Origin of the sequence: Rhodoferax sediminis (assembly GCF_006970865.1) — a bacterium.
GTDB lineage: Bacteria > Pseudomonadota > Gammaproteobacteria > Burkholderiales > Burkholderiaceae_C > Rhodoferax_A > Rhodoferax_A sediminis.
The window spans coordinates 3,024,806-3,047,190 of the sequence record NZ_CP035503.1 but is presented as its reverse complement, the minus strand read 5'-3'; the positions used below and the strand labels follow the sequence as shown (position 1 = coordinate 3,047,190).

The following is a 22,385-nucleotide window of genomic DNA, read 5'->3' as shown; positions in this document are numbered from 1 at the left end:
ACTCTTATTCCTTGACTGCGCCTGTCATGCCGGAAACGTAGTATTCGACGAAGAAGGAATAGACGATGGCCACGGGCAGGGAACCCAGCAAGGCGCCCGCCATCAGCGGACCCCATTGGTAGACATCACCCTGCACCAGCTCGGTCACGACGCCGACCGACAGCGTCTTGATCTCCGACGACGAAATGAAGGTCAGCGCGTAGATGAACTCGTTCCACGACAGCGTGAACGCGAAGATGCCGGCCGAGATCAACCCCGGCACCGCCAGTGGCAGGACGATCTTGACCAGGATCTGCCAGCGGCTGGCGCCGTCGATCAGTGCACACTCTTCGAGCTCGTACGGAATCGAGCGGAAGTAGCCCATCAGCAGCCAGGTGCAGAACGGAATCAGAAAGGTGGGGTACGTCAGGATCAGCGCCAGGCGCGTGTCGAACAGACCGAGTTTGAACACCACATTGGCCAGCGGGATAAACAGAATGGTCGGTGGCACCAGGTAGGCAAGGAAGATCCCCAGCCCAACGTGCCTGGAGCCGCGAAAGCGCAGCCGCTCGATGGCGTAGGCAGCGAGCACCGCCGCCGCCAGTGAAAAGGCGGTCGCCACGACAGATACAAGTACCGTGTTCCACATCCATGCGGGGAACGAGGTCTCGAACAGCAGCTTGTGGAAGTGCGTCAAGGTCGCGCCAACTACCCAGAAGGGGTTGCCTTCGCGCGAGAGCAGCTCGGCATCGGGCTTCACCGAGGTGATGGCCATCCAGTAGAACGGGAACAGCAGCACGAACAGGAATACGAGCAGCGGCAGATACACCGTTACCGCGCGGCGCGGTATGGATTCCAGAAAGCTCATGCCGGCGGAGTCGACGTCGGCGGTGGTGGCAGTACTCATTTATCGGTCCCTCCCTGTTGCCAGGTCCGGCGCTGCAGACCGAAGAAGCTGACCATGATGCAAGCGAGCAGGAACGGCACCATCGAGATCGCGATCGCCGCGCCTTCGCCGAGCGCACCGCCATTGATCGCGCGCTGGAACGCGAGCGTCGCCATCAGGTGCGTCGCATTCAGCGGGCCGCCGCGGGTGATCACGTAAATCAGCTGAAAATCGGTGAAGGTGAACAGCACCGAGAAGGTCATCACCACGGCAATGATCGGTGTCAAAAGGGGGATCGTGACATGGCGGAACTGCTGCCACGGCGTGGCGCCGTCGATCGCCGATGCTTCGTAGTATGAGGGCGAGATCGTTTGCAGGCCCGCCAGCAGCGTGATCGCGACGAAGGGCACGCCGCGCCAGATGTTGGCAGCGATGACGGCGAAGCGCGCGTTCCACGGCGAGCCGAGGAAGTCGATGTAGTGATCGATCAGCCCCATCTTGACCAGCGCCCAGCTGATGATCGAGAACTGCGAGTCGTAGATCCACCAGAAGGCGATCGCCGACAGCGCCGTCGGCACAATGTAGGGCAGCAGGATGACAGCGCGGAAGAAGGTTTTGAAGCGGATGTTGCGGTTCAGCAGGACCGCGAGCCACAGTCCCAGAAAGAACTTGAACACCGACGCGACCGTCGTGTAGAACAGCGTGTTGAACAGGGCAAGTTGGGTGACGCTGTCGCCGAGCAGGAACTTGTAGTTCTCGAGGCCGATCCAGCCGCCGGGACGTCCGACCTTGGCATCGGTGAAGCCCAGCCAGATGCCCAGTCCGAGCGGATACGTCAGGAACAACACCAGCAATAGTGCGGCCGGCAGCATGAAAATGAAACCCAGGGCGTTGCGGCTGTTTTGCAGTTTTTGCAGCATGGCGGCGTTCAGTCGTTCCTGCCGGGAAGAGAAAGGCGAATCATCCTGCAACCCAGGCTGCCCGCCCGGGCAGCCTGGGTTGTCGGATTCTCGGTGAAAGGGGTGTCAACAGGCACGCGCCGTCAGACCTTGTAATAGCGCTCGGCACGCTTTTGCGCACGCTCTGCCGCTTCCTTTGGCGTCTTTGCGCCGCTCGCTGCTTCAGCCACCATGTTGACAACGATGAAGTCGGCCGCCGAACCGGCCGATGCATAGCCGAGCTTGCCGGCGTAGCCGGCAGGGCGCATGTTCTTGACCGCATCGCGGTAAGGCGTGTTTTTCGGATCGGAGGTCCAGACGGCGCCCTTCGCGTAGGCCGCGAGCGCCGGCGCGACATAGCCGCCGGCGGCCGTTTGCCAGGGGTCGTACTGTTCCTGCTCCATCATGAAGCGCAGGAACTCCTTGGCCGCCTTCGGGTACTTGGTGTACTTCATGATCATCTGGTTGAAGAACAGCTGTGACTCGGTCGGCACGCCGACCGGGCCGATGGGGAACGAGGCGTGCTGGATATCGAGCGCCATCTCCTTGAGCTTCGGGTCGGGTGAGTTCTTCGCCGCGTAGTAGATCGAGATGCCGTTGTTGGTGACGCTGATCTGGCCGTCCAGGAAGGCCTTGTTGTTGTTCGGGTCCAGCCACGACAAGGTGCCGGGGATGAAGTTGGCGTACAGCTCGCGGCCATACTCGAGCGCCTTGATCGTCTCGGGGCTGTCGATCACCACCTTGTTGTTCGTGTCGACGAGCTTGCCGCCGAACGCCCAAACCAGCCAGTTGCACCACAGGCCGTCGCCAGTCGCGTTGCCGAGCGCCATGCCGCCGGGGGTTCCCTTTTCTTTCAGCGCCTTGTACATCTTCAGGAAACCGTCCGTGTCCTTCGGGAAACTGTCGAAGCCCGCCGCCTTCAACATGCTCCCGCGGTAGACCATCATCGAGCCCGCCGAACCGAGCGGCACGCCGATCCAGTGCTTGCCGTCGGGGCGCAGGAAGGCGTCACACACCGGGTACCAGCCGCCGTATTTCTTGCCGAGGTATTCGCACAGGTCGGTGACGTCGAGCAGCTTCTCGGGGTACAGGTTGGCGTCGTCGTTGGTCGACAGAATGATGTCGGGCCCGGCGCCGGTGTTGGCGGCGACTGCCGCCTTCGGACGCACGTCTTCCCATCCTTCCCTGTCGACACGCACTTCGATGCCGGTTTTATCGATAAATTTCTTGACGTTGACCATGTAGGCGTCGATGTCGCCCTGCACGAACTGGCTCCAGCGCAGCACCCGCAACTTGGCGCCCTTTTCGGGCTGGTTGTTCCATTGGGCCCGGGCCGGTAGTGGCCAGAGCATGGGCGCGACCGCGGCGGCGCTGGCCGCTGCCGATGTTTTCTTGAGGAATTTACGACGATTGAAACCGGACATGGACGTCTCCTTTAGTTTGGGTCAAGCAACAAGAACCGGGCGCCACCGGGCGCCGTCAAACACTCAGCCTGCCAGGCGCACTCCGCTGGCAGCATCGAACAAATGGGCGCGTGCGGGGTCGGGTCGCAGGCGGATGGTTTCACCGGGCCTGAACGCATAACGCTCACGGAAAACGCTGGTGACCTCGATACCTGCGATCTTGGTGAAGATCTGGGTATCTGCTCCCGTGGGCTCGACCACCACCACTTCGGTCGCAATGCCATCGCCCGCGCCGGCCAGATCGATGTGCTCGGGCCGGGTGCCGTAAATGACGCTCTGACCGTCCTCGCCGCCCGCATGGATCGGCGCGGGCAGGGACAGGCCGTCACGGAACTCCACGGTGGCGGTGCCGGCGCTGCGCTTGAGCACACCGGGCAGGAAATTCATGGCTGGGGAGCCGATGAAGCCTGCCACAAACCGGTTGGCCGGACGGTCGTACAGCTCCAGCGGCGAGCCAGTCTGCTCCACAATGCCGTCGCGCATCACGACGATCTTGTCGGCCATGGTCATGGCCTCGATCTGGTCGTGCGTTACATAAATGGAGGTTGTTTCGAGGCGCTGGTGCAGCTCCTTGATCTCGGTGCGCATCTGTACCCGCAGTTGCGCGTCAAGGTTGGACAAGGGTTCGTCGAACAGGAACACTTGGGGGTCTCGCACGATGGCACGCCCCATGGCTACGCGCTGACGCTGTCCGCCAGACAGTTGGCGCGGAAAGCGGTCGAGCAGATCGACCAGGCCCAGAATGTCGGCGGCCTTCATGACCCGCTCATCGGCCATGGCCCTGGACTGCTTGGCCAGCATCAGGCTGAACGCCAGGTTGTTGCGCACAGTCATGTGCGGGTATAGCGCGTAGTTCTGGAACACCATCGCGATGTCCCGCTCCTTGGGCATCATCTTGTTGACCACCCTGCCGCCGATGATGATTTCCCCGCCGCCTATTTCTTCAAGGCCCGCAATCATGCGCAGCAGGGTGGATTTGCCGCAGCCTGATGGTCCCACGAGCACGGCGAACTGCCCATCTTCAATGTCGATGTTCACGCCACGAATGACATGGGTTGCGCCGAAATATTTTTCGACCCCTCTGATTTGAACGGCAGCCATGCTCTCCTTGATGAGGCTTTCTTGAACCCTGAACCTTTGTAGCATGAAAGAATCAGAATGTCATCAGCATCAACCAACGTGTTAGTCCCACACGTCGCATCCGGTCAATGGTTGTCCCGTGGCACGAAGGAGCCGCGTTGGCCGACCAGGAAGTCCAGGTCCACGCCTTCATCGGCCTGCAGCACGCGATCGATATAGAGCTTCCAGTAGCCCGACGACATGGGCGGCTCAGGGGCTTTCCATTGGGCCAGCCGGCGCGCCAGTTCCTCGTCGCTCACATGCAGGTGCAGCACGCGGCGCGGCACGTCGAGCTCGATCATGTCGCCGTTTTGCACCACGGCCAGCGGCCCGCCGGCGGCGGCTTCGGGCGCGGTGTGCAGGATCACCGTGCCGTAGGCCGTGCCGCTCATGCGCCCGTCGCTGATGCGCACCATGTCGGTAATGCCGCGGCGCAGTATCTTGGGCGGCAGCGGCATGTTGCCGATTTCCGCCATGCCGGGATAGCCCTTGGGCCCGCAGTTCTTCAGCACCATGACGCAGTTCTCGTCGATGTCGAGCGACTCGTCGTCGATGCGCCGGTGAAAGTCCTCGATGTTCTCGAACACCACGGCGCGGCCCTTGTGCACCATCAGCCTGGGCGTGGCGGCGCTGGGCTTGATGACCGCGCCGCGCGGCGACAGGTTGCCGCGCAACACCGCGATGCCGGCCTTCTCCTTGAAGGGCGTGGCCAGCGGCCGGATGACCTCGGTGTTGTAGTTCTGCGCGTCGGCAATGTTCTCGCCAATGGTGAGGCCGTTGGCCGTGACGGCCCCAAGGTGCAGATGCTGCGCGATCTCCTTCAGCACGACGGGCAGGCCGCCGGCATAGCAGAAGTCCTCCATCAGGAATTTCCCGGATGGCTGCAGATTCACCAGACACGGCAGCTCGCCCGCGAGCCGGTCAAAATCATCGATCGTCAGCTTCACGCCGATGCGCCCGGCCATCGCAATCAGGTGGATCACGGCATTCGTCGAGCCGCCGATCGCCGCCAGGGTCTTGATGGCATTTTCAAACGCCTCGCGCGTCAGGATTTTCGACAGCTTCAGATCTTCGTGCACCATGCCGACGGCGCGCCGTCCCGCCATGCGTGCCAGCACGTTGCGGCGCCCATCGACCGCCGGATAGGCCGCGTTGCCGGGCAGCCCGATGCCCAGCGCTTCCACCATGCTGGCCATGGTGCTCGCCGTGCCCATGGTCATGCAATGACCGTGGCTGCGGTGCATGCAGCTCTCGGCTTCGAAGAAATCCTGCAGCTTGAGCGTGCCGGCACGCACCTGCTCGCTCATGCTCCACACGCCGGTGCCCGAGCCCAGTTCCTGGCCGCGCCATTTGCCGTTGAGCATGGGCCCGCCGCTGACGCCGATGGTCGGCAGGTCCACGCTGGCCGCGCCCATCACCAGCGAGGGCGTGGTCTTGTCGCAGCCCATCAGCAGCACCACGCCGTCGAGCGGGTTGCCGCGAATGCTTTCTTCCACGTCCATCGACGCCAGGTTGCGGTACAGCATGGCGGTCGGGCGCAACAGCGTCTCGCCAAGCGACATGACCGGAAATTCGAGCGGGAAGCCGCCGGCCTCGTACACACCGATCTTGACCTGCTCGGCCAGCGTGCGGAAGTGCGAATTGCAGGGTGTGAGTTCGCTGAAGGTGTTGCAGATGCCGATGACCGGGCGGCCGTCGAACTGGTCATGCGGCACGCCCTTGCCCTTGACCCAACTGCGGTAGTTGAAGCCGTCGCGGTCCTGGCGGCCGAACCATTGCTGGCTGCGGAGTTCTTCGGGTTTTTTCTTCGGTGATTGGCTCATGATGTGAATACTCAAAAAGTTGAATTTTGGGGAATACCCTGAGGGCGTGATCGTATTATGGTAATACCATAAGCAATCTGCCGTGATCTGTAAAGCGCCAATTGGAGTGTGCCCTTGTCAAAACCCGAAATCCTGGTCGCTGCGAAATTATGGCCACCCTATATGGAAGCCTTGCGGGCCGCCTATGTGGTGCATGATCGCCTGCATCAGACCGATCCGGTCGCCTTTGCGGCGGCCGCGCCGCGCATCCGTGCCATTGCCGCCAGTGGCGAATCCAAAGTACCGCGGGGCCTGATGGACCAGTTGCCGGCGCTCGAGGTCATCTCCGTATTTGGCGTGGGCTACGACGGTGTGGACGTGGCGGCAGCGCGCGAGCGTGGCGTGCCGGTCACGCATACCCCCGACGTGCTGACGGACGACGTGGCCGACATGGGCCTGGCGCTGTTGCTTGCTGTGGCGCGGCGCATCCCGCAAGCGGACCGGTTCGTGCGTGCCGGCCAGTGGCCGGGCGGCCCGGCGCCTTTGGGCCGCAAGGTCAGCGGCGCGCGGCTCGGCATCGTCGGACTTGGGCGCATTGGTCAGGCCATTGCGCGCCGCGCCGAGGGCTTTGGCATGAGCATCGCCTACACGGCGCGTCGTGAAAAACCGGCAACGGCCTACCGCTACTACCCTACATCACAGGCGCTGGCGGCCGAGGTCGACTTCCTGATGGTCATCACGCCGGGCGGAGACGCGACGCGCGGGCTCATCAATGCGCAAGTGCTGACGGCACTCGGGCCCAAGGGTTACCTCATCAATGTCGCGCGCGGCTCGGTGGTCGATCAGGCCGCGTTGATCCACGCCCTGGAGCAGGGGCAGATCGCCGGGGCGGCGCTCGATGTGTTTGAAGACGAGCCGAATGTACCGCCCGCGCTGGCCGCGCGCGACGATGTGGTGCTGACGCCGCACGTGGCCAGCGCGACCTGGCAGACGCGCCGCGCCATGGCGGATCTGGCTTTTGGCAATTTGCAGGCCCATTTCGCGGGCCAGCCCCTGCTCACACCGGTGCCGCAATGACGGCCATGATGAAGAACGTGCACGGCAACACCGTCGATTTTCTCGGCGAGGCGATCGTGGCCGGTCGCTATGCGGTGGGCAGCTCGATCCCGCCCGAGCCTCTGCTGTGCGAGGAGCTTGGGGTCAGTCGCACGGTGGTGCGCGAGTCCGTCAAATCGCTGGCGGCCAAGGGGTTGATTCACACCGGCCCGAAGGTGGGGACCCGCGTCCTGCCGTCCGATGACTGGAACTGGTTCGATTCGGACGTGATCGCCTGGCAATCCAGGGTGGGGCTGAGCCGTGAATTCATTCGTGACCTGCAGGACCTGCGCCGTGTCGTCGAGCCGGCCGCGGTTCGGCTGGCCGCAGAGCGCGCCACGGACGAAGATATCGCGGGCATCGAAGACGCCTATGCCGGCATGAAGCGTGCTGTGCTGCAGGGCGGGGACTATGTGACCTTCGATCTGCGTTTTCACCAGGGATTGCTGCGCGCCTCGCACAACCGCCTGCTGGTGCAGATGAGCAAGGCACTGGGCGCCTTGCTGCGCACCAGCTTCGAGATATCCACCAGCAAGAAGAACGGCCCGCGCCGTTCCCTGCCGCTGCACCGTGCCGTGCTCGATGCCGTGATTGCCCGGAACCCACCCGGCGCCGAACAGGCGATCCTGGTGCTCATCGATGGTGCACACCAGGATATCGAACAGGTGCTCGCCTCGCGCCGCCGTCTGCCGCGCCTGGGCCGGCCCGCACTGCAGCTCAAGGCGGCGGCACCTGTATGACGAAACAAGTTTTCCCTCAACAACCACAAAGGAGACACTGATGAAGTTCAAGCTAGTTGCCACTGCGGCGCTCATGACCGCGGCGCTGATGGCGTCCGGGTATGCGAGCGCCCAGGAAACGCTCACCGTATGGTGGGTCAAGGGGTTTTACAAATCCGAGGACGACGCGCTGTTTGCCGCGATCAAGAAGTTCGAGGCCAAGACCAAGGTCAAGGTCGAGCTCTCCCAGTACGCGATACAGGACACCATTCCCAAGACGGTGGCGGCACTGGATTCGGGCAGCCCGCCCGACGTGGCCTATTCGGATGTCTACGACTTTCAGGTCACCGGGAAATGGGCGTACGACGGCAAGCTCGAGGACATCAGCGACGTCATCAACCCGATCAAGGACAGGTTTGAACCCAGCGCGCTGGGGACCACCTATCTCTACAACAACGTCACCAAGAAGAAGGCCTACTACGCTTTCCCGCTCAAGCAGCAGACCATGCACATCGAGTACTGGATCGACATGCTCAATGAGGCCGGCTACAAGGAATCCGACATTCCGACGGACTGGAAAGGCTATTGGTCGTTCTGGTGCAACAAGGTGCAGCCCGCCTACCGCAAGAAGACCGGTTCGCGCACCTACGGCATCGGCGTGCCCATGGGCGTTGACAGTAGCGACTCGTTCTACTCGTTCCTGACATTTGCTGATGCATACAACGTGCATATGGTCGACGACAACGGCAAGCTGCTGCTGGACGATCCGAAGGTGCGCACGGGCCTGATCGGCGCGCTGACCGACTACACCCGACCCTACGTTGAAGGCTGCACCCCGCCGTCGTCCACCAGCTGGAAGGACCCGGACAACAATGTGGCCTTCCACAACAAGACCACCATCATGACGCACAACGCGACGATTTCGATCGCGGCGAAATGGCTGGACGACATGAACAACGAAGCGCTCAAGCCCGAGCAGCGCGCCATCGCCAAGAAAAACTACTATGAGCTGATTCGCACGGCCGGCTTCCCGAACAAACCGGACGGCAGCAAGATGCAGTACCGTGCAGCCGTGAAAACGGGCGTGATTTTCAAGGACTCCAAGAACAAGGCGCGTGCCAAGGAGTTCGTCAGTTTCCTGCTGCAGGAAGAAAACCTGACGCCTTATGTGGAAGGCTCTCTGGGCCGCTGGTTCCCGGTCACCAAGGTGGCGCAGCAAAGCCCGTTCTGGAAGGCCGATCGGCATCGCCTGTCGGTATACAACCAGTTTATGGCCGGAACGGTGAACTTTGAGTTCACCAAGAACTACAAGTTCACCATTGTGAATAACGAAAATGTGTGGGCCAAGGCCATGAACCGTGTTGTCAACGACAAGGTTCCGGTGGACAAAGCCGTTGATGAAATGATCGCGCGCATCAAGACCATCGCTGGCTAGGCGAGAACATCCACCTACGATAGAGTCGTATCGGTCGCCCCTGCGGTGGGGCGACTGCAACCATGCAAGAACCATGAGCACAATTACTCTCGATCAGGGGCGGCCGCCTGCTCTAGCAGCAGCCCGGAGAATGTCTTCATGGCAATTCTGGGGGCTGGTGCTGGTGGTGCCCTATCTCCTGATTTTTCTTGTCTTTGTGATTTATCCCGTGGGCTACGGCTTGTGGCTGGCGCGTCATCCACACAGCTACGTCAAGCTGGTTGAAGATCCCATTTTTGTGCGCACGGTGCTCAACACCTTGGTGTTTTTGATCATCGGTGTCAACATCAAGATGTTGATCGCGCTGGCCTTGTCCGGTTTTTTTGTGCAAACCCGAAGCTGGATCAAGTGGCTCTCGGTGCTGTTCATCCTGCCATGGGCGATGCCCTCGATCCCCACCATCTTGTCGGTCCGTTTCATGCTCAATCCGGATTGGGGTGTGGTCAATTCGCTGATCTTTCGCCTGACCGGTGCCGATGGCCCGAACTGGTTGAACGACCCGCTGCTTGCGTTGACGTGCGCGATTCTGATGCACATCTGGAAATCCCTGCCGTTCTGGACCCTGATCCTGATTGCGGGGCGCTTGTCGATTCCGGCCGAGCAGTATGAAGCCGCCTCGGTGGATGGCGCCTCGAACTGGCAAAAATTCAAATTTATCACCTGGCCCTCCATGAGGACGCTGTACCTGACCTCCACCATTTTGTCGATGATCTGGACCTTGGGCGACTTCAACAGCGTGTACCTGCTCACGGGGGGCGGGCCGGCTGATCTGACGCATGTGCTGGCGACCCTGGGCATCCGCTACCTGAGGCTGGACCAGGTGGATTTGTCGATGGCGTCCATCGTCGTGGCCATGCCGCTGGTGCTGCCGCTGATTTATTTCATGATGAAACGGTTGTCCAAATGAAGCGACTGACATTCAAGGCAGTCGCGACCGAGGCCAAGCTGCTGCTGATTGGCATCCCCTTGTTCCTGTGGACGATTATTCCGGTCTATCACATGGTCCTGTTCGCCATTTCTCCGCGCGACACGGCGACCTCGGGACATCTTTGGCCCACGCATCCGACCCTGCACAACTTCGAGGTCGTGCTGACGGAGCAGCATTTCTACCTGAATCACTTCTGGCTGCAGTTCTGGAATTCATTGTTCATTGCGGTCACCGTGGGCCTGCTGACCCTGGTTGTGTCGACCGCAGCGGCTTTTGCCATCAGCCGCCTGAAGGTGCGAGGCGGGCGAACGGTCATGAATCTGGCCCTGTTCACGTACTTCATCCCGGCCGCCTTCCTGGCAGTTCCGATGTACAAAACCATGGGCAACTATGGTTTGTTGAACAGCCAGTGGTCCCTGATTCTGGCCATGGTGACGATTGCGGCGCCGTATTGCATCTGGGTACTCAAGCAGGCTTCTGACAAGTTGCCTTTTGAGCTGGACGAGGCCGCCAAAATGGACGGCGCGTCGGCGCTGCAACTATTCCGGCTCGTGTACCTGCCGCTGATGGTGCCGTCGCTGGTGGCGGTCGGCACCTATGCGCTGCTGCTGGCGTGGAACGAGTACCTGTTTGCGTTTTTGCTGTTGTCCAACGATCGCACCATCACGCTGGCGGTGGCGCTGGGCAGTTTTCTGTCGGCCGACGACTCGCCCTGGGAGTTGCTCATGGCCACGGGGCTGATTTACGCACTGCCACCGGTGGCGATTTACTACACCTTCAAGCGCTACATGGTGTCGGGCCTCACGGCCGGCGCCGTGAAGAGCTGAACCACAAGAGGTCCGCCCCATGGCATCCGTATCGTTTCGCAGTGTCGAAAAAAACTTCGACAAGACCAAGATCATTCACGGCATCAGCTTCGACATTGCCGACGGCGAGTTCGTGGTGCTGGTCGGGCCTTCGGGCTGCGGCAAATCGACCTTGCTGCGCATGCTGGCGGGCCTGGAAGACATCAGCGGCGGTGAGATTGCCGTGGATGACCGGGTGGTGAATGACGTCGAGTCCAAGGACCGCGACATTGCCATGGTGTTCCAGAGCTACGCGCTGTACCCGCACATGACCGTGCGCGACAACATGGCCTTCAGCCTCAAGCTGCGCCGGGCCGAGGCGGCGCTGACCGAGCAGCGGGTCGGCAATGCGGCGCGCATTCTGAACCTCGACCCCCTGCTCGACCGTTTCCCGCGGGAGCTGTCGGGTGGCCAGCGCCAGCGCGTCGCGATGGGGCGCGCGATCGTGCGGGACCCCAAGGTTTTCCTGTTTGACGAGCCGCTGTCCAATCTCGATGCCAAGCTGCGCGTGTCCATGCGCGCCGAGATCAAGTCGCTGCACCAGCGGCTCAAGACGACGACGGTGTACGTGACACACGACCAGATCGAAGCCATGACCCTGGCGGACCGGATCGTGGTGATGCACGACGGCGTCGTCGAGCAGATCGGCACGCCGCTCGAATTGTTCGATCGCCCTGGCAATCTGTTTGTGGCCCAGTTCATCGGCTCTCCCGCCATGAATATTTTGCAAGGCACGCTGCGTAAATCCGAAGGCCGGTGCTGGGTGGAAGCGCAGGGTCAGCAATGGCCGATGGGCCCGGTGGCTGCGGGCCAGAATGGCCAGGCGATCCACTACGGAGTGCGGCCAGGCGACCTGGCCGTCTCCACGTCGGGGCAGGGCATTCCAGCCAGGGTCGTCGTGGTCGAGCCGACAGGCGCCGAAACGGAATTGCTGCTGGAGGTAGGGAGCACCCGTGTGATCGTAGTCATGCACGGTCGCACCACCGCCCGGCCTGACGACGTCATCCGTCTGGAAATTGATGCGGCCAAAGCCCATCTCTTCGATGAGACCAGCGGCGCGCGGCTGGCATGATCACATCCACCTCCTTTCGCCTGGACGGGCGCATCGCCCTCGTCACCGGCTCCTCCGGGGGTATCGGCTTCGCGCTGGCGCGCGGACTGGGCCAGGCGGGCGCCACCGTGGTACTGAACGGCCGCAATGCCGGCAAGCTGGAGCAGGCGGCTGCGGCGCTGCGCGGCGAAGGACTGCAGGTCCATACCCGCGTCTTTGACGTCACGCAGGCTGCGTCCGTGCAGGCGGCGGTGGACGATATCGAGAGCACGCTGGGGGCCATCGAAATCCTGGTCAACAATGCCGGCATGCAGATTCGCGGGCCGCTGCAAGACTTCCCCGAGCCCGACTGGCACCAGCTCATGCGCACCAATGTGGACAGCGTGTTTTTCGTGGGCCAGGCCGTGGCCCGCAAAATGATTCCACGCGGGCGCGGCAAGATCATCAACATCTGCTCGGTGCAAAGCGAACTGGGCCGGCCCGGCATCGCGCCCTATACCGCCAGCAAGGGTGCCGTCAAGATGCTGACCAAGGGCATGGCGATCGACTGGGGGCCGCATGGCATCAATGTCAACGGCCTGGGTCCGGGTTATTTCAAGACCGAGCTGACCGAAAAGCTGGTGGCCGACGAGCAGTTCACGGCCTGGCTGCTGGGGCGCACCCCGAGTCGGCGCTGGGGCGATGTGGAAGACCTCGCCGGTGCGGCGGTGTTTTTGGCGAGTGACGCGGCCGGCTTTGTGAACGGCCATATCCTCTATGTGGATGGCGGCGTGACCGCCACCCTTTGAGCCTCAATCTCCGGGGAGAATCCCATGCGCGCACTGGTCTGTCATGCCCCGCTCGATTTGCGTCTGGATGCCTTTGCTGCGGACGAGCCCGGGCCGCAGCAATTGCAGGTTCGTGTTGCCTTTGGCGGCATCTGCGGCTCCGACCTGCACTACTTCCAGCACGGTGGTTTTGGCGCCGTGCGCATCAGGGAACCCATGGTTCTCGGGCACGAAGTCTCGGGCGTCGTGGCCGCGGTGGGCAGCGGCGTTGGCGGCTTCGAGCCGGGCCAGCGCATTGCGATCTCGCCGTCGCGTCCCTGTGGCGTGTGCCGGTTTTGCCAGCAGGGCTTGCACAACCATTGCGTGGACATGCGCTTTTATGGCAGCGCCATGCGCTTTCCGCACGTGCAGGGTGCGTTTCGCGAGATGCTGGTGATCGACGCCACCCAGGCCCATGCGATTGCCGACGATTTGCCACTGTCCGAGGCGGCGCTGGTCGAGCCCCTGTCGGTGGGTCTGCACGCCATTGCCCGGGCCGGTTCGGTCTTTGGCAAGCGCGTGCTGGTCACCGGCTGCGGCCCGATCGGCGCCTTGCTGATTGCCGGATTGCGCCGCGCCGGTGCGGCCGAGATCGTGGCCGCCGACATTGCCGATCTGCCGTTGGCCTGTGCTTTGAAAATGGGGGCCGACAAAACCATCAACCTCGCGCAGAACCCCGACGCACTGGCGCCCTACGCAGCGGGCAAAGGGCAGTTCGACGTGCTGTTCGAAGCCTCGGGCAGCGACAAGGCGCTGCGCAGCGGCCTGGAGGTGGTGGCGCCGCGCGGCGTGATCGTGACCATCGGCCTGGGGGGCGATATTTCGCTGCCGCTCAACGTGCTGGTGGGCAAGGAGATCGACCTGCGCGGCACCTTCCGTTTTCAGGCCGAGTTTGCCGTGGCCGTGGCGTTTCTGAACCAGCGCCTGATCGACGCACGTCCGGTGATCAGCGACACCCTGGCCTTTGATCGGGCGCCCGAGGCCTTTAAACTTGCCGGCGACAAGCGCCAGTCCATGAAAGTCCAGATCGCTTTTGATCAGGCGCTGGCCTGACCGACCCTTCCATTCAGGACGACAACATGACCGTGTTCACCAAAGTCATCCTCTTCACCGATACCGACGGCCGTGCAAAATTTCGCGAGGAAACCGTGGCCCTGAGCGAAGGCACGCCGCAGTCCCTGCTGTCGCCGCTGTCGCCATCGGCGGGCTATCAATTGCGCCACAGCCCACCGGGCTTTCGCAGCCAGTTTCACTGCACCGGCACGCCGCAGTGGGTGTTCATTCTGGGCGGCGAGATGGAAATTGGTTTGCAGGACGGCAGCTCGCGCGTGTTCAAGCCGGGCGAGCATTTTTATTCGGCCGATGTGTTACCTGAGGGGGTTAGTTTTGATGCGGCCGTGCACGGCCACTCGAGCCGTCAGGCCGGCCCCGACCCGTTGGTGACGCTGTTCGTGCGGGATTGACCGCGCGCCGCCCTCACGGGCCTCAAGGCGCCTGCATGCGGCCCGAGAGAATCCGTTGCACGCCCGGCTGCCCGGCCTTGACGGCCCCGATCAAAGCGCGGGCGACCTGCTCCGCTCGAATGGTCTTGTAATTGGCGGGAACCAGTGGATCAAGCCAGCGCATGGCGGACAGGGCCCATCCTTCGGCGCTGCGGCCTGGCTGCTGCAGGCTGCCGCGATCGCCCGCAATGAAAGACGGCTGCACGATCACGACGGAGTCAAAGCCCAGTTTGCAAACAGCCTCTTGCATCTCACCCTTGACGCGGTTGTAGAACACAGCCGATCGAGGGTTCGCGCCCATGGCGCTGACGACTCCTAATTTAGTAGCGCCAGACGCACGCGCAGCCTGGGCTACAGCCACAACTGCCTCGTAATCCACGGCCCGGAAGGCGGCTTGGCTGCCCGCCACCTTGATGGTCGTGCCCAGCGCGATGTAGACATCGTCCACAGGAGGCAGGGCCGGCAGGGCTTTGAGGTCGACCGTGTGGCAAGTCAGCTTGCGGTGGGTGACAGGCGGGGCGCGGCGGCCCACGCAGTGAACCTTTGAATACGCCTTATCGGCCAAAAGAGCCGCGAGAACCTCCCGGCCCACGAGACCCGTTGCCCCGGCCACCAAAGCCACCCGTGCCGCCGCCTGATCCGCCATAAGAGCCTCCATTGCGATTGCCGCCACCGAAACCGCCGCCACTCCTGCGGCCGCGTTGTTCCGCCATGCTGTCCACGCTGGTGCGCATCGGGTCCGGCTGGCCACCCTGGGGCGCACGCGGCGCCGGATTCAGGTTGGCGCCGCTGGCCGTCCGATTGTGATCGGGTTGGCCCGCGCCCGCGCCGTCACGGTAACCGCCGCCGTTGCCACCCCCCGAGCGTCCGCGGCCCTGGGCAGGACGCGGCCCGCGCGCTGCCGGGTCACTGTGCGGCGCGCTGCTGCGCTGGCCGCCGCGCGGGCCGCCACGGCCATTGCCGTTGCCGCCGCGGTCGCCCTGGGTCGCCTTGTTGTCGCGCACGCGCTGCATCATCTCGCTGCGCGCGGCCTTGGCCGCGGCCTGCATGACGTCGCGGCTCGGCGGTTTGCCCGCGCCGCCCCAGATGGTCTGGCGGCCCATGGCAATCGGCTCGGCTTTTTCGCCGGGTTCCGGCATGAAGCCCTCGATGATCTTGACAGCGATTTGCTGCTTGGTGAAGCGTTCGATGTCCTGCATGAAGCCTTCTTCGTCCAGGCACACCAGGTTCACGGCGGCGCCGTCGGCTCCTGCGCGACCGGTGCGGCCGATGCGGTGCACGTAGTCTTCGCTGACGTTCGGGATTTCATAGTTCACCACGTGCGGCAGATCGTCGATGTCGATCCCGCGCGCAGCAATGTCGGTGGCCACCAGCGCGCGAATGTCGCCGCTCTTGAAGCCGCTCAGCGCCTGCGTGCGTGCCGCCTGGCTCTTGTTGCCGTGCAGGGCCATCGCCTGGATGCCGTTCTTGGTCAGAAACTCGGCCACGTTGTTGGCGCCGAACTTGGTGCGCGTGAAGACCAGTACCTGGCTCCAGTTCTGTTCCTGGATGATGTGCGCCAGCAGCGCCTTTTTCTTGCCGCGGCCGACCGGGTGAATCACCTGGGTGATGCGCTGCACCGTGGTGTTGCGCGGCGTGACCTGGATGCTCTGCGGATTCTTCAGCAGGGTGTCGGCCAGGTCGCGGATCTCGTCGCTGAAGGTGGCGGAGAACAGCAGGCTTTGCTTGTCCTTGGGCACCACGGCCAGCACTTTCTTGACGTCGTGGATGAAGCCCATGTCCAGCATGCGGTCGGCCTCGTCGAGCACCAGGATCTGCACCTGACCGAGGTCCAGCACGCCTTGCTGCAGCAAATCCAGCAGACGGCCCGGGGTGGCGACCAGGATGTCGACGCCCTTTTTGACCTTCGTGATCTGGGGGTTCATGCCGACGCCGCCAAACACTACGGTCGAGGTCAACTCCAGATATTTGCCATAGGTCCGGACCGATTCCTCAACCTGCGCGGCCAGCTCCCGCGTGGGCGTCAGCACCAGGGCGCGGATGCCCTTGCCGCCGAACTTGTTCTTGGGCGCCTCGGCCGCGCTCAGCCGCTGCAGCATGGGCAGCACGAAGGCTGCCGTCTTGCCGGTGCCGGTCTGGGCGCCGCCGAGCATGTCGTGCCCGTCCAGCACCACCGGAATGGCTTGTGCCTGAATGGCCGTGGGGGTCTCGTAGCCAAGCTCGTGCACAGCCTTGACGATGGCCGGAGCCAGGTTTAATTCTTCAAAGTTCATAGTTTTGCGCCATCCAGGGCGCTGGGATATCGGCCTGTCGCGGGTGTCAAACAACCGCACCAGTCAAAGGCAGATGGATTCAGGGTTGGGCGCTAAACACATGGTTCTGGCCCCAGCAAAGTGCTGACATTGCGGGCAACTGGAGCGCCGCAACAACTAGCATTGTCGCATGCTGGGATAATTCATGCTTTCCAGCACCCTAGCAAAGAGATAACGCACCAGATGGCTCAATACGTTTTCACCATGAATCGCGTCGGCAAGATCATTCCGCCGAAGCGTCATATCCTCAAGGACATCTCCCTGAGCTTTTTCCCCGGCGCCAAGATTGGCGTGCTGGGCACCAACGGCTCGGGCAAGTCCACACTGATGAAGATCATGGCCGGACTCGACACCGAAATCGAGGGCGAAGCCACCCCCATGGCGGGCCTGAACATCGGCTACCTGCCGCAGGAGCCGCAGCTCGACCCCGAACAGACGGTGCGCGAGAGCGTCGAGGCGGGCATGGGCGCGGTGTTTGCGGCCAAGGCGCGACTCGATGAGGTGTACACCGCCTACGGCGCCGAGGATGCCGACTTCGACGCGCTGGCGGCCGAGCAGGCCGAGCTGGAGGCCATCATCGCCACCGCCGGCACCGATTCCGAGCACCAGCTTGAAATTGCGGCCGATGCCCTGCGCCTGCCGCCCTGGGACGCCAAAATCGGCCTGCTGTCGGGCGGCGAAAAGCGCCGTGTCGCCCTGTGCCGCCTGCTGCTGTCCAAACCCGACATGCTGCTGCTCGACGAGCCCACCAACCACCTGGACGCCGAGTCGGTCGACTGGCTGGAGCAGTTCCTGCAGCGCTACTCCGGCACCGTGGTGGCCATCACCCACGACCGCTACTTCCTGGACAACGCGGCCGAGTGGATTCTGGAGCTCGATCGCGGCTCCGGCATTCCCTACAAGGGCAACTACAGCGACTGGCTGGCGCAAAAGCAGGAGCGCCTGGTGCAGGAGCAAAAGGGCGAGGAAGCCCGCGCCAAGGCACTGAAGAAGGAACTGGAATGGTCGCGCCAGAACCCCAAGGCGCGCCAGGCCAAGAGCAAGTCGCGGCTGGCGCGCTTCGAGGAACTGTCCGATTTCGAATACCAGAAGCGCAACGAAACCAACGAGATATTCATCCCGGTGGCCGAGCGCCTGGGCAACGAGGTGATCGAGTTCGTCAACGTGACCAAGTCGTTCGGGGACCGCGTGCTGATCGACAATCTCAGCTTCAAGGTGCCTGCCGGGGCCATCGTCGGCATCATCGGCCCCAACGGTGCGGGCAAGTCCACGCTGTTCAAGTTGATCGCCGGCAAGGAAAAGCCGGACAGCGGCGAGGTCAAAATCGGCTCCACCGTGAAGATGGCGTTCGTCGATCAAAGCCGGGATGCGCTGTCGAACGAGAAAACCGTGTGGGAAGACGTCTCGGGCGGGCTCGACATCCTGAACGTGGGCAAGTTCCAGATGGCCAGCCGCGCCTATTGCGGACGCTTCAACTTCAACGGCGGCGACCAGCAAAAGCGCGTGGGCACGCTGTCGGGCGGCGAGCGCGGCCGCCTGCACCTGGCCAAGACCTTGATCGCCGGCGGTAACGTGCTGATGCTCGATGAGCCCTCAAACGACCTGGACGTGGAGACCCTGCGCGCGCTGGAAGACGCCTTGCTCGAGTTCGCCGGCTCGCTCATGGTGATCAGCCACGACCGCTGGTTCCTGGATCGTATCGCGACCCACATTCTGGCCGCTGAAGGCGACAGCCAGTGGGTGTTTTTCGACGGCAACTACCAGGAATACGAAGCGGACAAGAAGAAGCGACTGGGCGAGGAAGGCGCCAAGCCAAAACGCATGCGCTATAAGGCGCTGAAGTAATCACCGTTCACATTCTCCATGACCACCCAAGACGCGCAACCGGCAGCCCCCTACGCAGCCTTGTTTGACGGCTGCCTGCGCGAAGCGGCCGATGGCGGCGGATCCTTGATGGAGATGATGGTGGGCAAGCTGCGGCTGTCCCTGCAGCAGCAGCTTCGCACCGCCGGGGCGCAGCAGCGCGATGCGCTGGCCGAATCGCTGCGGCTGCTCGCCAGGCATGAGGCCCGGCTCTGCGCCGGGTATCCGCAGGCCTTGCAGGCGGCCTTTGCCGAAGAGGTTGCCGGCCAGAAGGTCAAACCGATGGTTGCGGCCCTGAGTTTTGACGAACTGGAGCTGATGGACGAGACCCAGGTTCAGGAGAGCGTCGAAGTCGCGCGCGCACTGCAGGTGGCACTGCTCGCAAGCGACAGCCAGCTGACGGATCTGAATGCGCTGATTTGCGCGGCGCAGGGCTTGCGAACGGTTCAGGCCCACCGCAATCCGGTGCGCCCGGAACTCTATGTGCGCACGCTGCGCAACCAGCTGGCGCAGACCGACGTGCCGGCGCTGGTCTGGTTGAGCTGGATGCAGCACATGGGAGCGACGTTGGGACAGGAGCTGGGCGCCGTGTATGCGTCGTTGTGCACATCACTGCGCGCCCACGGCGTGGCGCAGGCGGCGTACTCCGTGACGCAAACACCGGATTTGTCCCGCCCCGCCTCGGTGAGCCGGGATGCCGCCGGGCTGACGCTGGCGCAGCTGCGCCGGCTGCTGGCCGGAGAGCTGGACACAGGTGCGGATCAGAATTCGTTCGCGGCCCGGTTTGCACGGGAGTTCGAATCCTCCGGCAAGCAGCCGCTGCCGCCGGCCTTTGCCCACACCGTGCCGGCTGCGTTCGAAGCGCTGCAGGAAATGAAGCAGGTGGATCAGGTGATGCAGCGCCTGGCGCAGCGGGCCAGCGATTCCGCGCCGACTGTGCCAGCAGCAGCGCAAGCCGCGATGCCGGTGAGCGAGCAGCTGCGACAGCAGGCACGCGGGCTGGGGCAGGCACTGGGGCTCGAGGTGGTGGCCCTGATGGTCGAAAACATCACGCGCGACACGCGTTTGCTGGCCCCGGTGCAGCAGGCGGTGCGCGATCTCGAGCCCGCCCTGTTGCGGCTGGCCCTGATCGACCCGCGCTTTTTCAGCCACAAGCAGCATCCGGCGCGGCGGCTGATCGAGCAGATGACGCATCGCAGCCTGGCCTACCGGGCGGCGGATGCCGCGGGATTCGAGGCCTTCTTGCAACCCCTGCGCCAGGCGGTCGATGCGCTGTCGAGTGTGTCGATCGACAGTGCCGAGCCTTTCGAATTCGCTCTCCAGTCGCTGGAGGCGGTCTGGGATCGGCAGGAAGAGCACGAGCGTGAGCAACGAAAAATGGCGATGCAGGTGCTGGCGCAGGCCGAGCAGCGCAATGAAATGGCGCGAGGCGTTGCCAGGGAGATGCGCGAGCGGCCCGAGGCCGCGCTGGCACCGGCGCCGGTCATGATGTTTTTGTGCGGCCCCTGGGCCCAGGTGGTGGCGCAGGCGAGGCTGGCGGACCCGCACGGCGCGGTGGATCCCGCGGGCTGTCTCACCGTGGCCAAGAACCTGCTGTGGAGCACCCAGCCCGGGTTCGAAAAGAAAGAGATCGCCCGGCTGACGGGCATGATTGCGCCCCTGCTCGGCCAGCTGCGCGAGGGCCTGGCGCGCATCGAGTACCCGGCAGCCGAGGCGGACCTCTTTTTCAATCAGTTGATGGCGCTGCACCAGCAGGCGCTCAAGCCCGCACCCGGTGCCCCGGCGCCCGCCGACGCCAAGACGCTGGCGCGCGAAAAACTGGAAGCGATGTTTCGCGACGCGGACCAAGCCCGGCTGTGGCTGGCGCCGTCCGAGGCGCAGCAATCCGGTTTTATCGAGGCGACGGACTCGCTGCTGTCCAGGCCGCGTTATGAGCCGGCACAGCCTGCACCCGGCCCGGCCGGTGCGTCGCACGATCCTGTCGCAGCGCCCGCCGCTGCGACGCCGGCGCCCGGCGTTTCCCTCGGCGCCTGGGTGGAGCTGCAGGTGCATGGGCGCTGGACGCGGATGCAGCTGACCTGGGCGAGTCCGCGCGGCAACCTGTTCATGTTCACCGGGGTCAAGGGCAGCACCCACTCGATGACGCGGCATTCGCTCGATCAACTGCTGCAGGACGGCACCCTGCGTGTTTTCTCGGATCAGGCGGTGGTGGACAGCGCACTCGATGCCGTCGCGCAAACCGCCATGCGCAACAGCGTGGACGTCACGTCTTGAGCAGTTTCTTGCGCACCATCTCGATGTGATCGCGCAGGGCATACAGCTCGTCCGCATAAGACAGCGGAATGCTGACCTTGCCGACGTGGCGCTCCAGTGTATTGAGTTCGTCGACCAGTGCGGGCGATGAGGCGGGCTCCAACTCCAGTTGATGCTCGATTTCGCGCAGGCGGCCGTACCAGCGGAACACGCGCGAGCGGATCCGGAACTGGTACAGCGGCGGCACGATGCGGCTCAGCGGCAGCAGCACGGCCACGATGATGCCCAGCGCCAGCCACATGCGCTCGACCAGATTCGCCAGCCAGAACGGCAGGTAGCGCTGCAGCAGCGGTGCGCCGTTGCGCAAGGTGCGGTCGGCAGGCCTGGCCAGCGGGTATTCGGTGTTGTTCGCGTTCGGAAACTCGTGCGCGCGGTTGAACCAGCCGGCGCCGCTGTGCAGCGTCTGCGCGGCCTGCGAGAACAACTGCAGCAGGGCCGGGTGCGTGTCCTCGCGCGCCAGCAAGGTGGTGGTGGTGGCGACCAGCCGCACGTTCTGCGGCGGCACGTCGCCGGCCAGGTCCACCACGCCGCGCGGCAACACGACCGGCGTCAAAAAAGCGAAGCGGCGCGAATAGGCTTCGCTCTGCGCAAAATTCATCAGCTTCACGCCCGGCGTCTGCAGCAGCATCTGCACCATCAATGCCTCGGGGGCCGAGACGAACACGATGGCATCGAGATCGCCGCCCAGAAAGGCGACGGTGGCCGGGGTCTGCGCCAACTGCGACAGCTGGATCGACTTGGGGTCGATCCGGTTGGCTTGCAGCAGTTTGTCCATCAGGGCGGGTACCCCGCTGCCCTGCGTGCCCACGTTCACGCGCAGACCGGCGAGCTGGGCCAGGTTCGACAACGTCGCGTCTGTCGTGCCGGGCACCTTGCGCGCCGCGTCTTCACGGTAGAACAGCCAGATCGGTTCCACGAACAGGCTGCCCAGCGAGCTCAGGGCACTTTGCGTGTCGCCCTGCGCATCGCCACTGCCGCCCTGCACGAAGCCAAGGTCCGCCTTGCCATCGCGCAGCAATTGCAGGTTGGCCGCGGAGCCTTCGCTGGGCAACAGCGTGACGTCGATGCCATTGACCGCCAGCGCCGCCTTGTAGCGTTTGCCGAACTCGTCGTAGGCGCTTTGCGCCGGGCCGGTGGCCAGCGTGACGTGCCGGGGTGGATTCGGGTTGAGCCACCAGTAGGCGAAGGCCAGCAGGGCGACCGTCAGCAGCACAAAGGGGCCGGCTGAAACCAGCAGATCGCGCAGCGAGAGCAGGGTGTGGCGCATGGCCTGTGGCATCGTGCGCGGTC

The 22,385-nt window shown here is 63.6% G+C and carries 19 protein-coding genes; 11 read left to right on the top strand and 8 right to left on the bottom strand.

Annotated elements, in window-relative coordinates; translation table 11 throughout:
* Nucleotides 1-4: 4 nt before the first annotated feature.
* The 5 genes from EUB48_RS14730 to EUB48_RS14710 all read right to left on the bottom strand — a co-directional run bounded on the left by EUB48_RS14730 (nucleotide 5) and on the right by EUB48_RS14710 (nucleotide 6,208).
* Nucleotides 5-886: a carbohydrate ABC transporter permease gene (locus EUB48_RS14730; protein ID WP_142819851.1), complete on the bottom strand. Its 882-nt coding sequence runs from the start codon at nucleotides 884-886 to the stop codon at nucleotides 5-7.
* Nucleotides 883-1,785 carry a carbohydrate ABC transporter permease gene (locus EUB48_RS14725; RefSeq protein WP_142819850.1) on the bottom strand — a complete coding sequence of 301 codons (903 nt, stop codon included), beginning with the start codon at nucleotides 1,783-1,785 and terminating at the stop codon, nucleotides 883-885. Before EUB48_RS14725 ends, EUB48_RS14730 begins: the two co-directional genes overlap by 4 nt.
* 122 nt (nucleotides 1,786-1,907) lie before the next feature.
* Nucleotides 1,908-3,227 (bottom strand): ABC transporter substrate-binding protein, encoded by a 1,320-nt coding sequence (locus EUB48_RS14720; protein ID WP_142819849.1) that lies wholly within the window; start codon nucleotides 3,225-3,227, stop codon nucleotides 1,908-1,910.
* 63 nt (nucleotides 3,228-3,290) lie between these two features.
* Complete coding sequence (locus EUB48_RS14715; protein ID WP_142819848.1) at nucleotides 3,291-4,367, bottom strand: ABC transporter ATP-binding protein; 1,077 nt, start codon at nucleotides 4,365-4,367, stop codon at nucleotides 3,291-3,293.
* Nucleotides 4,368-4,471: 104 nt separating this feature from the next.
* Nucleotides 4,472-6,208 (bottom strand): IlvD/Edd family dehydratase, encoded by a 1,737-nt coding sequence (locus EUB48_RS14710; RefSeq protein ID WP_142819847.1) that lies wholly within the window; start codon nucleotides 6,206-6,208, stop codon nucleotides 4,472-4,474.
* Nucleotides 6,209-6,322: 114 nt separating this feature from the next.
* Between EUB48_RS14710 and EUB48_RS14705 the strand changes: the two genes are divergently transcribed.
* The 9 genes from EUB48_RS14705 (at nucleotide 6,323) to EUB48_RS14665 (ending at nucleotide 14,568) form a co-directional block, all read left to right on the top strand.
* Nucleotides 6,323-7,264 carry a 2-hydroxyacid dehydrogenase gene (locus tag EUB48_RS14705; RefSeq protein ID WP_244618209.1) on the top strand — a complete coding sequence of 314 codons (942 nt, stop codon included), beginning with the start codon at nucleotides 6,323-6,325 and terminating at the stop codon, nucleotides 7,262-7,264.
* Between the two features lie 5 nt (nucleotides 7,265-7,269).
* A complete protein-coding gene (locus tag EUB48_RS14700) occupies nucleotides 7,270-8,022 on the top strand; it encodes a FadR/GntR family transcriptional regulator (protein WP_142821305.1) in 753 nt (250 codons plus the stop codon).
* A gap of 40 nt (nucleotides 8,023-8,062) precedes the next feature.
* The gene (locus tag EUB48_RS14695) at nucleotides 8,063-9,436 is read left to right on the top strand and encodes an ABC transporter substrate-binding protein (RefSeq protein ID WP_142819846.1); all 1,374 of its coding nucleotides are present in this window, start codon (nucleotides 8,063-8,065) and stop codon (nucleotides 9,434-9,436) included.
* A gap of 73 nt (nucleotides 9,437-9,509) precedes the next feature.
* On the top strand, nucleotides 9,510-10,382 hold the full coding sequence (locus EUB48_RS14690; protein WP_142819845.1) for a carbohydrate ABC transporter permease: 873 nt from the start codon (nucleotides 9,510-9,512) through the stop codon (nucleotides 10,380-10,382).
* Nucleotides 10,379-11,230, top strand: coding sequence for a carbohydrate ABC transporter permease (locus tag EUB48_RS14685; RefSeq protein ID WP_142819844.1), 852 nt, complete (start codon nucleotides 10,379-10,381; stop codon nucleotides 11,228-11,230). The genes EUB48_RS14690 and EUB48_RS14685 overlap by 4 nt, the downstream gene beginning before the upstream one ends.
* Nucleotides 11,231-11,249: 19 nt before the next feature.
* On the top strand, nucleotides 11,250-12,320 hold the full coding sequence (locus EUB48_RS14680) for an ABC transporter ATP-binding protein (protein ID WP_142819843.1): 1,071 nt from the start codon (nucleotides 11,250-11,252) through the stop codon (nucleotides 12,318-12,320).
* Nucleotides 12,317-13,087: a glucose 1-dehydrogenase gene (locus EUB48_RS14675; RefSeq protein ID WP_142819842.1), complete on the top strand. Its 771-nt coding sequence runs from the start codon at nucleotides 12,317-12,319 to the stop codon at nucleotides 13,085-13,087. Before EUB48_RS14680 ends, EUB48_RS14675 begins: the two co-directional genes overlap by 4 nt.
* A 24-nt stretch (nucleotides 13,088-13,111) precedes the next feature.
* Entirely contained in the window at nucleotides 13,112-14,158 is a 1,047-nt protein-coding gene (locus EUB48_RS14670) for an L-idonate 5-dehydrogenase (protein ID WP_142819841.1), read from the top strand.
* Nucleotides 14,159-14,184: 26 nt separating this feature from the next.
* On the top strand, nucleotides 14,185-14,568 hold the full coding sequence (locus EUB48_RS14665; RefSeq protein ID WP_142819840.1) for a cupin domain-containing protein: 384 nt from the start codon (nucleotides 14,185-14,187) through the stop codon (nucleotides 14,566-14,568).
* A gap of 22 nt (nucleotides 14,569-14,590) precedes the next feature.
* Here EUB48_RS14665 and EUB48_RS14660 read toward each other — a convergent pair whose 3' ends face one another.
* Nucleotides 14,591-15,253, bottom strand: a complete 663-nt coding sequence (locus EUB48_RS14660) for an NAD(P)H-binding protein (protein ID WP_142819839.1) — start codon at nucleotides 15,251-15,253, stop codon at nucleotides 14,591-14,593.
* Complete coding sequence (locus tag EUB48_RS14655; protein WP_142819838.1) at nucleotides 15,162-16,880, bottom strand: DEAD/DEAH box helicase; 1,719 nt, start codon at nucleotides 16,878-16,880, stop codon at nucleotides 15,162-15,164. Before EUB48_RS14655 ends, EUB48_RS14660 begins: the two co-directional genes overlap by 92 nt.
* Nucleotides 16,881-17,102: 222 nt before the next feature.
* On the opposite strand from EUB48_RS14655, the gene ettA reads away from it, so the two are divergent.
* Both ettA and EUB48_RS14645 read left to right on the top strand, forming a co-directional pair.
* Nucleotides 17,103-18,764 (top strand): energy-dependent translational throttle protein EttA, encoded by a 1,662-nt coding sequence (ettA, locus tag EUB48_RS14650; RefSeq protein ID WP_077562523.1) that lies wholly within the window; start codon nucleotides 17,103-17,105, stop codon nucleotides 18,762-18,764.
* An 18-nt stretch (nucleotides 18,765-18,782) separates the two neighbouring features.
* Nucleotides 18,783-21,056, top strand: a complete 2,274-nt coding sequence (locus tag EUB48_RS14645) for a DUF1631 family protein (protein ID WP_142819837.1) — start codon at nucleotides 18,783-18,785, stop codon at nucleotides 21,054-21,056.
* Here the strand turns inward: EUB48_RS14645 and EUB48_RS14640 are convergent.
* On the bottom strand, nucleotides 21,046-22,374 hold the full coding sequence (locus EUB48_RS14640) for a TAXI family TRAP transporter solute-binding subunit (RefSeq protein ID WP_142819836.1): 1,329 nt from the start codon (nucleotides 22,372-22,374) through the stop codon (nucleotides 21,046-21,048). The two genes, EUB48_RS14645 and EUB48_RS14640, sit on opposite strands and share 11 nt — an antisense overlap.
* Nucleotides 22,375-22,385: the final 11 nt, after the last annotated feature.